We start from the raw sequence: 13724 nt of genomic DNA, 5'->3' as shown, positions 1-13724 counted from the left end.
ACCGCGAGGAGCGCGGCGAGCGGGAGCGCCGCGAGGCGGCGGCGCACGCCGTGGACTGCGTCGGGTCTCATGGTGCCGTGGCCTTCCGTGCTGGGCGGGTGTGGCCCGGGGCCGGGCCACACCCGGGGCTTCCGTGCTGGGCGGGTGTGGCCCGGGACCGGGCCACACCCGTGGCGGGTCAGAGCTGGGTCCAGAGCGCCGGCACGTTCGGCGGCTCCCACCCGGGCAGGGCGGTGTGCGGCTGCGTGCACCGGTACGTCGCGCCGCCGTAGGTGACCTGGTCACCCGCCCGGTACGCCTGCCCGGCGGTCCAGGTGCCGGACGGGGCCGGGGTGGTCGGCGCGGGCGTGGTCGGGGTCGGTGTGGGGGTCCGCGTCGGCGTCGTGGTGGGGGTGGGCGTCGGGTTGCCGCCCCCGCCGATCTGGAGGTCCACGCAGGAGTAGAAGGCGTTGGCGGTGTCGGAGATGTTCCAGATGGCGAGCAGCTTCTGCCGCCCCGAGTACCCGCCCAGGTTGACGGTGTGCGAGACGGTGGCGCCCGGCTGCTGCCCGCCCCCGTTGACCACCGCGACCCGGGTGCCGCCGATCCAGTACTCCCAGTTGCTGGTGGCGTGCCGGGCGGTGTTGGTCCAGGTGAAGGTCACCGAGCTGCCGACCGAGGTGGCCGGCCAGTTCCGGGAGTCGTCGTTGAGGACGGCGAACTGGCTGATCCCGGCGTGGCAGCTGCGCAGCCCCTTCGGGCCCTCGACGCTCTGCGGCTCGTACTTGATCTGGCCGCAGTCGGGCACCCGGTTCTGGGCGCAGAGCGCCTGCCGGCTCGGCGGACCGGAGATGTAGCCGTGTGCCTGGGCTGGCACCGCCATGGCCAGCGAGGCGACGACGGCACCCGCCGACGCGAGCGGAAGGACGACTGTTCGACGCATGTGAATGCTCCTTCGGGTCGAAGCGGGCGTCGGCGCACCACCGAGCTGGGGGAACGCGCCCGCCTGGGGATGCGATGAACATAAAGTAAACATTCTTAACAGTAAATACCCCTGGCGGAAAACATCCGGGCGATCCGCACCCGCCGCCCCGCGCGGGCCGAGGCGGCCCGAACCGCAGGGACCCGTCGGCCCCCGGCCACGGGAGCCGACCCGGGCCGGGCCGCATCCGGCGAGGTCAGCGGCATTCCCATTCCGCGACGGCAGCTCATATCTCCGGTTCCGCTCGGACAAATTGCAATTGACGGCTGTAGACCGATTTGAGCACACGCCGCAGTCGACGACGCGGCCAAAAGACTGCTTTTCCGATAGGGAATTCGTAGTTATCGGGGGTGGAGGAAATCGGCCCTCCGACCCACCGGAAGGGGCGCACGGAGGGTGACAATCGGTCCCGCGACCACAGTACGCCCGACACGCATTGATCCAGCCCAGGGCGCTGCCCAGGTCAGTCGACCCCCGCAGGGCGGCAACCGGCGGTCACGACGGGTCGCCCGCCGTCGCGCCGGGCAAAGCAGATTGCAGAATGCACGGGTTGACGCGCCGCACCCCCACGACAATCATTACTGTCACTGGACGGCGATTATCGCGATTCCGGATAGGCAACGTTCTCCCACGTCAGGTGGGTTTATTCGCCGCATCCGCAGAACGCGCGGTCGCCGTTCGCGTCCAGTCAGGAAATACATCATCGGAACACCCGCCAGCAACGAGCGAGGAGCCAGCCGGTGAAGGGGAACGACGAAGCTCCCGCGCCGCCCCGGCCACTACCGGCGGCGCGCCACGACCGACCGGAGGACCGCCTCGCCCTGCACGGCGGCGCGCCGGTCCGCCGCACCCCCTGGCCCACGTACGACAAGGGCGCCGTCTTCGTCCATCCCGAGGACGAGGAGGCGGCCTGCCGGGCCGTCCGCAGCCACCTCTACTTCCGCTACGACCACCGGCCGCAGCACGAGACGGAGTGCGGCCGGTTCGAGGAAGACCTGTGCCGCTTCTTCGGCACCCGGCACGCCCTCGCGGTGTCCAGCGGCACCGCCGCCCTGGCCCTGGCCCTCATGGCCGCGCGGGTGCCCCCGGGCGCACTGGTCGCCTGCCCCGGGTTCACCTTCGTCGCCACGCCGAGCGCCATCGTCATGGCCGGGTGCCGGCCTTTCCTGGTCGAGGTGGACCAGGATCTGCGGATGGACATCGACGACCTGCGGCGCCGCTGGGACCCCCGGATCGGCGCGATCCTCGTGGTGCACATGCGCGGCTTCGCCGCCGACGCCGAGGCGCTGGCCCGGTTCGCCACCGAGATGGGGGTGCCGCTGATCGAGGACGCGGTGCCGGCGCTGGGCGCCGAGCTCAACGGCCGCAAGCTCGGCACGTTCGGGGCCGCCGGGGCGTTCAGCACCCAGTCCGACAAGGCGCTCAACAGCGGCGAGGGCGGCTTCCTGGTCACCGACGACCGGGAACTCTACGCCCGCGCGGTGGCGCTGTCCGGGGCGTACGAGGGGCGGTTGCGGCGGCACTTTCCCGACGGCGAGCCGCCGCTGACCGGCCTGGACCTGCCCCTGCTGAGCCTGCGGATGGACGAGATCCGGGCCGCGCTGCTGCGCGCCGAGATGGCCCGGCTGCCGGAGCGGCTGCGGCTGTTCCACCGCAACTACGGGTACGTCGCCGCCGCGCTGGCCGGCCTGCCGGGCATCGCGATCCGCCGGCCGGTCGCCCCCGGGGCGTACCTCGGTGAGGCGTTCGTGTTCCGGGTGCCCGGCGGCGACGCCGGCTGGTTCGCCCGCGCGCTGTGCCGGGAGGGCGTCGACGCGCGCAACATCGGCGCCGACGACGACCTCAACGTCCGCGCGTTCTGGAACTGGCGGTTCGCGTACGACACCGACGATCTCGACGAGATCCGGGCGATGCTCCCGCGCACCGCCGGGTACCTGCGGGAGGCGGTGGACGTGCCGCTGTCGTCCAGCCTGACCCTCGACGACTGCGACGACCTGGTGCGGGCGGTCCGCAAGGTGGCCGCCGCCGCGCCCGCCCCGGCCGAGCCCGCCGGGCCCGCGTCGACCGGGCCGGCGGAGCCGGTGCGCCGATGACGGCCGCCGCGACCCCCGCCGTGCCACGGCTGGCCCTGGTCGGCGTCTTCGGCGGGCTCTTCGCCGGGTACCTGGGGCTGACCGCGGTGATCCCGGTGCTGCCCGGGTTCCTGCGCGCCCAGCACGGCGCCGGGGATTTGGTGATCGGGGTGGTCGTCACGGTGACCGCGGTGACCGCGCTGCTGACCCGGCCGGTGGCCGGCGCGCTGGCCGACCGGCACGGGCACCGCACCGTGATGCTTGCCGGCGCGGTCGTGCTGGCCGCCGGTGGGCTGCTCTACTTCCTGCCGCTGGCGGTGCCCGTGCTGGTGGCGGTGCGGCTGCTGCTCGGCGTCGGCGAGGCGGCCCTGTTCACCGCCGGCGCGGCGTGGACGGTGGCGCTGGCCCCGCACCACCGGCGCGGTCAGCTCATCGGGCTCTACGGAATGAGCATGTGGGGCGGCATCTCCGCCGGCACCTTCCTCGGCGCCGCCCTGCAACAGATCTCCTACGCGGCGGTCTGGGCGCTCGCCGCCGCCGCTCCCCTGCTCGCCGCCGCCCTGATCGCCATGGTCCCGGCCCCGACCCGCGCCCCCGCCAAGGGCGGCGGTGGGCTGCTGCTGCGCCCGGCGCTGCTGCCCGGCACCGCGCTCGCCCTCGGCGCCGCCGGGTACGCCGGCCTCGCCGCGTTCGTGGTGCTGCACCTCGACGCCCGGGGCATCGGCTCCGGGGTGGTGGTGCTGAGCTGCTTCAGCGCCGTGTACGCGCTCACCCGGCTGGTCATCGGCCACCTGCCGGACAAGCTGGGCCCCCGGCGGGTGGCGGCCTGGTCGGCGGCCGGCGAGGCGGTCGGCCTGGTGATCATCGCGTTCGCCCCGAACCTGCCCGTGGCGGTGCTCGGCGGCGTGGTCACCGGCGCGGGGTTCAGCCTGCTGCACCCGTCGATGGCGCTGGTGGTGATGAACCGGGCCGAGCCGGCCCGGCAGGGGGCGGCGATCGGGGCGTACACGTCGTTCTGGGACCTGGGGTTGGCGGTGTCGGGGCCGGTGACCGGCCTGGTCGCGGCGAGCCTGAGCTACCCCTCGGTGTTCGGCGTCGGCGCGGCCTGCGCCGTCGCGGCGGCGGTCCTGTCGCTGTGGATCACCCGCCCGGCGGCCGGCCGGCCCGCCGCATCCGGTATCGAGGCGACGGAGGCCCGCGCGGCATGACCGACCTGACCGTCCTCTGCGTCACCGGCTGGTGCCGCAACGGCAGCACCATCATCGGCAACGTCCTCAACGAGGTCCCCGGCTTCTTCCACGTCGGCGAGCTGCACTTCCTGTGGAAGAACTCCACCGGCCGGGGGGTCAACGGCCTCTGCGGCTGCGGCGCGCCGCTGACCGACTGCGACATCTGGTCGCACGTGCTGCCGGTCGGCCGGCCCGCCGGGGTGTCGGCCGACGCGCACGCCGCGACGGTGATCGACCGGCAGGGCTCCCGGGTACGCACCCGGCACACCTGGCGGGTGCTGCGCCGGGGCCTGCACGACGGGCGCATCCGCGCCCACGCCGACCTGATGGGCCGGGTCTACCGGGCCGTCGCCGAGCGCACCGGCGCGCACACCATCGTGGACACCACGAAGATCCCCGGCGAGGCGGCCCTGCTGGCGCACCTGCCCGGGATCACCCCGTACTACGTGCACCTGGTCCGCGACCCGCGCGCCGTGGCGCACTCCTGGCGTGAGCCCAAGGAGTACGTCTACGCGATGTCGGCGGCGCGCAGCACCGCGTACTGGCACGGGTTCAACCTGGCCTCGGCGGCGATCACCCGGCGGTTCCCCGACCGGTCGACGCTGCTGCGCTACGAGTCGTTCATCGCCGACCCGGCCGGCGTCGTCGACGCGCTGCTGCGGTTCTGCGGCGCGGACCCGGCCGGCAACCCCGTGCACGGCCGCACCGTCGAGCTGGGCGCCAACCACACGGTGACCGGCAACCCGGATCGGTTCCGCACCGGGGCCACCACCATCCGGGCCGCCGACGACTCCTGGCGGCGCACCCTGTCGCGGGCCGACCGGCTGGCCGCCACGGCCCTGGCCGAGCCCCTGTTCACCCGGTACGGCTACCGGTCGGCGTCGACCGGGGCCGGCCGGTTGTCACCGACCAGCGGAGCAGGGAGGTAGGAAACGTGGATCTGGGGCTGAAGGGACGGGTGGTCCTCGTCGCGGGCGGGTCCAGCGGGATCGGGCTGGCCTGCGCCAAGGAGTTCGCCGCAGAGGGCGCGCACGTGGCGATCTGCGGGCGTGACCCGGGCCGGCTGGCCGCCGCCGAGCGGGAGGTGGCCGCCGTCGCCACCGGCCGGGTCAGCGCCACCGGCGTGGACGTCACCGACGCCGACGCGGCCCGCCGCTGGGTCGACACGGTGGCCGCCGACCTCGGCGGGGCGCACGTGCTGCTGGTCAGCGGCGGCAGCCCGCCTGTCGGCACGGCGGCCCTGTTCGAGGCCGACGACTACCGGGCCGCCGTGGACAAGGTGCTGATCCCGGCGGTCGGGTTGGCCCTGGCGGCGCTGCCGCACCTGCGCGCCGCCGGCTGGGGGCGGCTGCTCTTCGTCGCCTCGGAGACCGCGAGCGTGCCGATCGCCCCGCTGCTGCTGTCCGGGGTGACCCGGGCCGCCCTGGTCCGCTTCGCCCAGGGCCTCGCCGTCGACGTGGCCGGCGACGGGATCACCGTCAACGTGCTGGCCCCCGGCAGCGTGCGTACCCCGCCGATGGAGCGGGCCGCCGCGCGGCTGGCCGGCGACGACGGCGACGTCGAGGCGCGGCTGGACGCCATGGGTCACCACGCCGCGCTGCGCCGGCTGGGCCGCCCCGAGGAGATCGCCGCCATGGCCGCGTTCCTGGCCAGCGAGCGGGCCTCCTTCGTCACCGGGGGCGTGCACCTGCTCGACGGCGGCGCCAGCGTCGCCGGCCCGGAACTGCCGCACCTGACCGGTGTGCGCAAGGACACCTACGTATGACCTCCACGGGGACGGCGGCGTCGCGCCGCCGGCCCCGGCACGGCCCGAAGGAGCGCGCGATGCCCACGACCAGCCCACCGTTCACCGAGCGGGACGTCTCCGAGTTCTTCGACCGCACCACCTCGACGTACCTCAGCTTCTGGGACAGCGAGGGGGTCCTGCACACCGGCTACTTCGCCGACGACGCCGACACCGACTACCCCGCCGCCGCCGACCGCACCTCGGACCTGCTCGCCACCGAGGCGGGCATCGACGCCGGCTCGACGGTGCTGGACGTGGGCTGCGGCTGCGGCAACTTCCTGCTGCGGCTGGCCGCGCGGACCGGCTGCCGGGGCGAGGGGCTGGACCTCAGCGTCGAGCGAATCCGCTTCGCCCAGGCCAAGCTCGCGCAGCGGCCGACGCCGGGGGTCAGCTTCCGGCACGGCTCCGCCACCGCCCTGCCGTACGCCTCGGGCAGCTTCAGCCACGTGGTGAGCCAGGACGCGCTGTTCCTGGTGCCGGAGAAGCCGCGCAGCCACACCGAGATGCACCGGGTGCTCGCCCCCGGCGGGATCCTGGCGGTCACCGACTTCCTCCAGCCCACCGCCGAGATCGGCCCGGCCGCCCGCCGGCACGTCTATGACCGGGTGCGGTGGAGCAGCGGCTACTCGCTCGACGCCTACGCCGAGGCGCTCACCGAGGCCGGCTTCGAGGTGCTGGCCGCGCGCAGCCTCGACGCGCACATCCGGCAGACGTACCGGGTGCTCGGCGAGACCGCCCGCGAGCGGGCCGCCGGCACCGACGACCCGGCCGCCCGGGAGTGGATCGGCGACTTCGCCGCGTCCTGCGCGGAGATCCAGGCGGCGATCGACCGGGGCGAGTTCGGCTGGGGGATGTTCGTCGCCCGCAAGCCCGCCGCCGGGTGACCGCCGCCGCGCGGCAGTCCCACCGCGCGCCACGCCGACCCGACCCGCACCGACCCCGGACCGACCCGACTGAGAAGGTGTGAGCCACATGCAACGAACCGACGTCATCAAGCGGACGATCGCCGAGGTGGTCGCGGACCGCAAGAAACAACTCTCGCCGGGGCAGGTCTTCGCCGAGGCGTTCGCCAAGGACGGCTTCGACACCCGCGTCGAGTACGACGTCACCATCACCGACACCCTGACCAGCTCCCGGCGCAAGCCGCGCTACCCCTCGCGCAACGTGCTGAAGGTGGTGGACCTGTCCCGGGAGCCGCAGGAGTTCTACTGGCACGAGAGCCCGCCACGCCCCGGCGACCCGGTCGTCGACGGCGCGGACCTGCGCCGGGAGGCCGCCAACCACTTCCACCGCTCCCCCATCCCGCCGCTGTGCACCACCAAGACGTGGGTGCAGGTGCCCGACGGGCTCTGGAACGACCCGGCCAGCTTCGCGGAGTTCATCAACTACCGGCTGGTGGTGCGGCTCTGCACCGCCGAGAACGTCACCATCCTGCGCGGTGAGGGCGGGCTGCTGACCCTGCCGGACCTCACCCGGATCACCGACCCGGGCCCGTTCGGCTCCACCATCCTCTCCGCCTGCAACGAGGTGGAGCAGAACGGCAGCACCGCCGACGGGCTGATCATCAACCCGGCGGACTACTACCGGCTGCTCGGCTCCGGCACGCTGGTGCGCGACCTGGAGGAGAACGGGGTCTTCATCGTCCGGACCCGGCTGGTCGACCCGGGCGAGGCGATCGTCGGCGACTTCGGCCACGGAGCGCTGCTCTTCGACTCCGGCCGCTCGATGATCTCCTTCGCCGAGCCGCCGCCCGGCACGTTCGCCGAGCCGGGGGTGGCGCTGACCGCCGAGATCTACGAGCGGGTGGTGCTGAACCTGCCCACCTGCTTCTACCTCGTGAGCATCTAGGGCCGACGATGTCGACGACGCCCGCGCCGCGCCCGCCCGGCGACGACCCCGACGTGCTGGTCGTCGGCGCGGGCATCGTCGGCCTCTTCTGCGCCTGGTTCCTGGCCCGCGACGGTCACCGGGTCACCGTGGTCGACCGGGGGGAGGTCGGCGACCCGGCGGCCTGCTCGGCGGGGAACACCGGCTTCGTCGGCACCCAGGGCGCCGCCCCGCTGGCCGAGCCGGGCGTGCCGGCCAAGGGGCTGCGCTGGCTGCTGAACCCGGAGAGCCCGTTCCACGTCCGGCCCCGGTGGGACCCGGCCCTGGCGGCCTGGCTGTGGCACTTCCGCCGGCGCTGCACCGAGCGCGACGCCCGCGCCGCCTTCGACATCCTGCTCACCCTCAAGCAGCGCAGCCTGGCCATCCTCCAGGAGGTCTGCGCGACCGGCCCGCTGGCCGACACCCTCACCGCCGAGGGGATGCTGCTGGCCTGCCGGACCGCGGAGGGCTTCGCGCAGGCCCGCCGCTCGGTGCCGGCGGCCGTCGCCCGGGGGGTGCCGCTGCGGGTGCTCGATCCGGGCGAGCTGGCCCGCCTGGAACCGGGCGTCGAGTTCGACGTGGCCGGCGCGCTGCTCAACGCCGAGGGCGCGGCGCTGCGCATCCCGGCGTTCCTGGTCGAGTTCGCCCGGGTGCTGCGCGGTATGGGGGTGCAGATCCGCACCCACACCGAGGTGCACGACTTCGAGGTGGCCGGGGACCGGGTCCGAACCGTGCGCACCAGCCGGGGGGACCTGCGCCCCGCCGAGGTGGTCATCGCCGCCGGGATCTGGTCGGTGCCCTGCGCCCGCCGGCTCGGCATCGACCTGATGCTCCAGCCGGCGAAGGGCTACGCCGTCGACGTCGCCGTCGACGGCACCGCTCCCCGGCTGCCCGTGCTGCTCAGCGAGGGCAAGGTGGCCGTGATGCCGCTGGGCGACCGGGTGCGGCTGGCCGGCACCCTGGAGCTGACCGGGATGGACACCGCCGTCTCGCCCCGACGGGTCGACGGCATCGTGCGCACCGTCCGGTCGTACCTGCCGGGGCTGGCCACCGACCGTCGGGTGCGCCTGTGGAGCGGGTTGCGCCCCTGCACCCCGGACAGTCTGCCGCTGCTGGGCCGCGCCGGGGCGTACCGCAACGTCTGTGTCGCCGCCGGGCACGGCCACATCGGGATGGGGCTGGCCCCGGCCGGCGGCCGGCTGATCGCCCAGCTCGTCGGCGGCGTACGCCCGGAGCTGGACCTGGCCCCCTTCGCCGTCGACCGCTGGCGCCGCCGTTTCCCGCGCCGCCGCCCGAGCACCGGGAGTGCACGATGACCGCCGCGCCGATCGGGGTGCTCTGGCTGGGCACCACCTTCGAGAAGATCCCCGGGCACATCCGCAACCCGGACACCTTCGACTTCCCGGTGGTCTACCGCCGCATCGACGGGGCGACCCCGCAGCGGCTGGTGCGCGACGCCGACCCGACGTTGCTGGAGCCGATCATCACGGCGGCGAAGGACCTCGAGGCCGCCGGGGTCGCCGGGATCACCGGCGCGTGCGGCTTCCTGGTGCTCTTCCAGGCCGAGCTGGCCGCCGCGGTGTCGGTGCCGGTCTGGGCGTCCAGCCTGATCCAGTTGCCGATGGTGCACCGGATGGTCGGGCAGCCGGTCGGGCTGCTGGTCGCCGACGAGTTCGCGCTGACCCCCCGGCACCTCGCCGCGATCGGCGCCGAGTCGGTGCCGGTGCGGGTCACCGGCATGGCCGACCAGCCGGAGTTCCGCGAGGTGATGATGGAGGGCCGCCGCGACGCCCTGGACGTGGGCCGGCTCGAACGGGAGGTGCTGGACCGGGTCGACCGGCTCGCCGAGGCCAACCCGGACCTGGGCGCGCTGGTGATCGAGTGCACCGACCTGGTGCCGTTCGCGCACACCATCCAGGCCCGGCTGGGGCTGCCGGTCTTCGACATCGTCACGCTCACCACCATGGCGCACGCCACGCTGACCCGCCGCCCCTTCCGCGCCCGCCCCTGAAGCGACGCCGGGCCCGGCCCGCGCGTGGCCACCGCCCGCCGAGAGCCGGGCCCGCCAGGCCCGCCGGGGGTCAGCCCCGGCGGGCGTACGGGGCGATGGGGTTGGCCAGGGTGCCGGCGAACTGGAGCGCCGCCGACGGGTCGGACAGGTCCACCATCTGCTCGTTGTTGCGCAGCTGGAGCCGGTTGAGGCAGGAGTGCGCGAACTCCGGGGCGAACAGGTCGTACCGGCGCAGCCGCTCGGCCAGGTGCGGCACCCGCTCGGCGTAGTCGGACGCGCAGTCGGCGACCGTCCGCCAGAACTCCTCCTCGGTGAGCAGCCCCGCGTCGGTGAACACCACGTTCAGGTGGCGCAGGAAGCAGGAGAACACGTCGGTGAAGATCGACAGCAGCTTCTCGTCGTCGGGGATGGCGGCCCGGACGCGGTGCACCGCCTCGGGCAGGTCGGCCGCCGGGTCCATCACCACGATCTCCTCGGCGATGTCCTTGAAGATCGCCCGCTGCACCGCGCCGTCGCGCAGCACCAGGATGACGTTCTCGCCGTGCGGCATGAACGCCAGGTCGTACGCGTAGAGGGAGTGCAGCAGCGGGACGAGGTACGCGTCGAGGTACCGGCGCAGCCAGACCCCCGCGGGCAGGCCCGACTCGGCGACCAGGGCGGCGGCGAACGACCCGCCGGCCGAGTCGACGTGCAGCAGCGACGCCATGGTGGCCAGCCGGCAGCCCGGCTCCAGGCCGGGGACGGGGCTCTCCCGCCACAGCGCCGCCAGCATCTTCCGGTACGGGGAGTACCGGTCGGTGGCCGCCTCGAACCGGCGGTTGCGGTACCCGATCGCGGCCCGCTCCCGGATGATCGTCAGCCCGGTGGCCCGGAGCACCTCGTCGCGGTCGATCAGGTCGGCGAGCCAGTCGTTGATGGCCGGGGTGGCCTCCATGTACGCCGCCGACAGTCCCCGGACGAAGCCCATGTTCAGCACGGACAGCGCGGTCTTGACGTAGTGCCGTTCGGGGTGGGTGACGTTGAAGAAGGTGCGCACGGACTGCTGGGGAAGGTACTCGTCCGGGCCGGGGCCGACCAGGACGAGGAGACGCTCGGCCACGTCGGCGGCGAAGGTGACGGCGAGCCGGTTCCACCACTGCCACGGGTGCACGGGGATGAACAGGTAGTCGGCCGGGTCGAGGCCGAGCCCGGTCAGCGTGGCGGTGAAGCCGGCCAGCGCGTCCTCGCCCAGCTCGTCGCGCAGCAGGGCGTCGGCGTCGGTGTCGGTGGAGCAGGTGAAGGTGGTGTGGTCGCGGTGCGCGGCCAGCCAGAGCAGCCGTACCGGCCGGCCGACCTCCGGGGCGTACCGGTGGTACTCGTCGATGCCGAAGCCGATCCGGCCGTTGTTGGCGACGAAGCCCGGGTGGCCCTCGGTCATCCGGGTCTCGATGGTCTGGAAGTCGGCGCGGGCCAGCTCGGCGGCGCCGATCTCCGGCCGGTCCAGCTTGTACGCCCACCCGGCCAGGGTTGAGGTGATCTCCTCCAGGTACACGGGCAGCACCCGGTCGGTGAGGCCGAGGGCAGCGCGCAGCTCCACGCACAGGTCGAGGGCGTCCAGGGGCAGCTCCGCGCCGTCGCGGCGGCGGGTGATGCTGTCCGGGTCGATCCGCCAGTGGTCGAGGGCGAGCCGGCGGGCGGCGAACCGGTAGGTCACGGTGCCGTCGTCGCCGGCCACCTCGTACTCCCCCGGCTCGCCGGGAGCGGCGGCGGGGCCGACGGGCTCGGGGGTGAGCAGCCGCTCGTGGGCGAACTCGGCGAGCGCCTTGCGGACCAGCAGCCGGTTGGCCCGCGCCCAGGTGTCGGGGGTGAGGTGGGCGACGGCGTCCTGGGGGTCCACGGTGGTCGGTCCTTCGCTGCTGGTCGGTGCCGGGCCGGTGGCTGCGGCGAACTGGGCTCGGGTGCAGAAGCTGAGCAGGGCCGTCTTGGCGGGCAGGGCGAGGGGCCCGGCGGGGACGAAGCCGACGGCGGCGTTCAGCGCGTGCACGGCGGTGTTGCGTACGTCCGGCTCGACCACCACCCGGCGGTGCGCCGGGTCGGCGAACAGCCAGTCCATGACGGTGGTGATGACGGCCCGGGTGAAGCCGGAGACCGGGGTGTCGGCGGGCGCGCAGAGGAAGTGCATGCCCACGTCGCCGGGGCGGGCCGGGTAGCGGCCGGCCAGCTCGACCCGCGCCGGGTCGTACCGCTCGACGAGGAAGGCCGGCTCGCCCCGCCACAGCCCGACGAACGCGTCGTGGTGCTCCTCGGCGGCGATGCGCGCGTACTCGGCGGCGACCCGGGCCACGTCGGCGTCGGCCATCAGCCAGAACGCGGCCTTCGGGTGGGTCACCCAGGAGTGCAGCAGCGCGGCGTCGGCGACCGGGTCGAGGGTACGCAGGGCGAAGTCACCCAGCCGGGGGTCGGTGCGGGTGTGCACGACCCCGGTCACGCACCCACCCCCGCCGACACGCCGAACTCCTGGAACGCGATCCGCCGCTCGACCGGGTAGTGCTCGCGGCCGAGCAGCTCACGGATGATCACGGCGTTGCGGTACGGGCCCATGCCCAGGTCGGGCGAGGTGACGCTGTGGGTGTGGGTGCCGGCGTTCTGGAGGAACACCCGGCCGGCGTGGTCGACGCTGTAGTCGCGGGCCACGTCGAACCGGCCGTGGGTGTCGAAGCGCAGCAGGTGACGCACCGGGTCGAGGAAGTCCGGCACCGCGTAGCGGTACCCGGTGGCCAGCACCAGGCCCTCGGTGGCCAGGGAGAACTCCCCCTCCTGCTCGACGTGGCGCAGCCCGAGGGTGTACTCGCCGGCGGCCGGGTCGTGCCGGGCGCTGGTCACCTCGGTGTTGGTGAGCAGCCGGGTCTCCACCGGCCCGGGCACGCTCTTGGCGTAGAGCAGGTCGTAGATCTCGTTGATCAGGTCGGCGTCGATGCCCTTGAACAGCCCCTTCTGCTCGGCCTCCAGCCGGTAGCGGGTGGGCTCGGGCAGGGCGTGGAAGTAGTCGACGTAGTCGGGGGAGGTCATCTCCAGGGTGAGCTTGGTGTATTCCAGGGGGAAGAACCGGGGCGATCGGGTGACCCAGTTCAGCCGGTAGCCGTACGTGTCGATGTCGCCGAGCAGGTCGTGGTAGATCTCGGCGGCGCTCTGCCCGGAGCCGACCACGGTGACGCTGTTCTTCTCCCGCAGGGCGGCCCGGTTCTCCAGGTACGCCGAGGAGTGCACCACGTCGCCGCCGAGCCCGGCGCAGGCGGCCGGGACGTGCGGCGGGGTGCCGGTGCCGAGCACCAGGTGCCGGGCCCGGTGGGTGACGGTCTCCCCGGTGGCGGTGATGGTCACGTGCACGGTGAACAGGTCGTCGGCCTCGTCGTGGGTGACGGCGGTGACCCGGTGGCCGAAGCGCACCCCGGCCAGCTTCGCCGCCGCCCACCGGCAGTACGCGTTGTACTCGCTGCGCAGCGGGTGGAACCGCTCGCGGATGTAGAACTGGTACAGCCGCCCGGACTCCTTGAGCCAGTTCAGGAAGGAGTACGGCGAGGTGGGGTCGGCGAGGGTGACCAGGTCGGCCAGGAACGGGGTCTGCAACCGGACGGTCTCCAGCAGCATCCCGGGGTGCCAGTCGAACGAGTCCCGGACCTCCAGGAACAGGCAGTCCAGGTCGGTCAGCGGCTCGGTGAGGCAGGCCAGGCCCAGGTTGTACGGGCCGAGCCCGACGGCGATGACGTCGTGCGTGGACATGGGTTCGCTTTCTGCGCGGGGTCGGGGGGTGGGCACGTTC

The 13724-nt window shown here is 73.8% G+C and carries 11 protein-coding genes; 8 read left to right on the top strand and 3 right to left on the bottom strand.

All coding sequences use genetic code 11. From position 1 onward, the window contains the following. Nucleotides 1–178: 178 nt before the first annotated feature. Nucleotides 179–922 carry a lytic polysaccharide monooxygenase gene (locus ABT023_RS24480; protein WP_350888734.1) on the bottom strand — a complete coding sequence of 248 codons (744 nt, stop codon included), beginning with the start codon at nt 920–922 and terminating at the stop codon, nt 179–181. A 779-nt stretch (nt 923–1701) separates the two neighbouring features. Here ABT023_RS24480 and ABT023_RS24475 point away from each other — a divergent pair. The 8 genes from ABT023_RS24475 to ABT023_RS24440 all read left to right on the top strand — a co-directional run bounded on the left by ABT023_RS24475 (nt 1702) and on the right by ABT023_RS24440 (nt 9925). After that, nucleotides 1702–3054, top strand: a complete 1353-nt coding sequence (locus ABT023_RS24475) for a DegT/DnrJ/EryC1/StrS family aminotransferase (protein ID WP_350888733.1) — start codon at nt 1702–1704, stop codon at nt 3052–3054. Beyond that, entirely contained in the window at nt 3051–4241 is a 1191-nt protein-coding gene (locus ABT023_RS24470; RefSeq protein ID WP_350888732.1) for an MFS transporter, read from the top strand. Before ABT023_RS24475 ends, ABT023_RS24470 begins: the two co-directional genes overlap by 4 nt. Beyond that, complete coding sequence (locus ABT023_RS24465) at nt 4238–5191, top strand: sulfotransferase (protein WP_350888731.1); 954 nt, start codon at nt 4238–4240, stop codon at nt 5189–5191. The genes ABT023_RS24470 and ABT023_RS24465 overlap by 4 nt, the downstream gene beginning before the upstream one ends. Nucleotides 5192–5196: 5 nt before the next feature. Continuing rightward, the gene (locus ABT023_RS24460) at nt 5197–6027 is read left to right on the top strand and encodes an SDR family oxidoreductase (protein WP_350888730.1); all 831 of its coding nucleotides are present in this window, start codon (nt 5197–5199) and stop codon (nt 6025–6027) included. 59 nt (nt 6028–6086) lie between these two features. After that, nucleotides 6087–6932, top strand: coding sequence for a class I SAM-dependent methyltransferase (locus ABT023_RS24455; RefSeq protein WP_350888729.1), 846 nt, complete (start codon nt 6087–6089; stop codon nt 6930–6932). An 88-nt stretch (nt 6933–7020) separates the two neighbouring features. Beyond that, a complete protein-coding gene (locus tag ABT023_RS24450) occupies nt 7021–7896 on the top strand; it encodes a family 3 encapsulin nanocompartment shell protein (RefSeq protein ID WP_350888728.1) in 876 nt (291 codons plus the stop codon). Nucleotides 7897–7904: 8 nt separating this feature from the next. Then, the gene (locus ABT023_RS24445) at nt 7905–9230 is read left to right on the top strand and encodes an NAD(P)/FAD-dependent oxidoreductase (RefSeq protein WP_350888727.1); all 1326 of its coding nucleotides are present in this window, start codon (nt 7905–7907) and stop codon (nt 9228–9230) included. Next, the gene (locus tag ABT023_RS24440; RefSeq protein ID WP_350888726.1) at nt 9227–9925 is read left to right on the top strand and encodes an aspartate/glutamate racemase family protein; all 699 of its coding nucleotides are present in this window, start codon (nt 9227–9229) and stop codon (nt 9923–9925) included. Before ABT023_RS24445 ends, ABT023_RS24440 begins: the two co-directional genes overlap by 4 nt. Nucleotides 9926–9995: 70 nt before the next feature. On the opposite strand, the gene ABT023_RS24435 is transcribed toward ABT023_RS24440, so the two are convergent. Next, nucleotides 9996–12392 (bottom strand): GNAT family N-acetyltransferase, encoded by a 2397-nt coding sequence (locus ABT023_RS24435; RefSeq protein WP_350888725.1) that lies wholly within the window; start codon nt 12390–12392, stop codon nt 9996–9998. Further along, on the bottom strand, nt 12389–13684 hold the full coding sequence (locus tag ABT023_RS24430) for a lysine N(6)-hydroxylase/L-ornithine N(5)-oxygenase family protein (RefSeq protein WP_350888724.1): 1296 nt from the start codon (nt 13682–13684) through the stop codon (nt 12389–12391). Before ABT023_RS24430 ends, ABT023_RS24435 begins: the two co-directional genes overlap by 4 nt. Between the last annotated feature and the right edge of the window lie 40 nt (nt 13685–13724).

Origin of the sequence: Micromonospora sp. NPDC002296, assembly GCF_040296145.1 — a bacterium.
GTDB lineage: Bacteria > Actinomycetota > Actinomycetes > Mycobacteriales > Micromonosporaceae > Micromonospora.
Note: the sequence above shows the minus strand (reverse complement) of the source record. Positions and strands in the feature narration are given on the sequence as shown.

What these genes read in the sequence shown, in the direction of transcription:
- ABT023_RS24480 (WP_350888734.1), bottom strand. Translation starts at nt 922, where the DNA reads ATGCGTCGAACAGTCGTCCTTCCGCTCGCGTCGGCGGGTGCCGTCGTC.
- ABT023_RS24470 (WP_350888732.1), top strand. Translation starts at nt 3,051, where the DNA reads ATGACGGCCGCCGCGACCCCCGCCGTGCCACGGCTGGCCCTGGTCGGC.
- ABT023_RS24465 (WP_350888731.1), top strand. Translation starts at nt 4,238, where the DNA reads ATGACCGACCTGACCGTCCTCTGCGTCACCGGCTGGTGCCGCAACGGC.
- ABT023_RS24455 (WP_350888729.1), top strand. Translation starts at nt 6,087, where the DNA reads ATGCCCACGACCAGCCCACCGTTCACCGAGCGGGACGTCTCCGAGTTC.
- ABT023_RS24450 (WP_350888728.1), top strand. Translation starts at nt 7,021, where the DNA reads ATGCAACGAACCGACGTCATCAAGCGGACGATCGCCGAGGTGGTCGCG.
- ABT023_RS24445 (WP_350888727.1), top strand. Translation starts at nt 7,905, where the DNA reads ATGTCGACGACGCCCGCGCCGCGCCCGCCCGGCGACGACCCCGACGTG.
- ABT023_RS24440 (WP_350888726.1), top strand. Translation starts at nt 9,227, where the DNA reads ATGACCGCCGCGCCGATCGGGGTGCTCTGGCTGGGCACCACCTTCGAG.
- ABT023_RS24430 (WP_350888724.1), bottom strand. Translation starts at nt 13,684, where the DNA reads ATGTCCACGCACGACGTCATCGCCGTCGGGCTCGGCCCGTACAACCTG.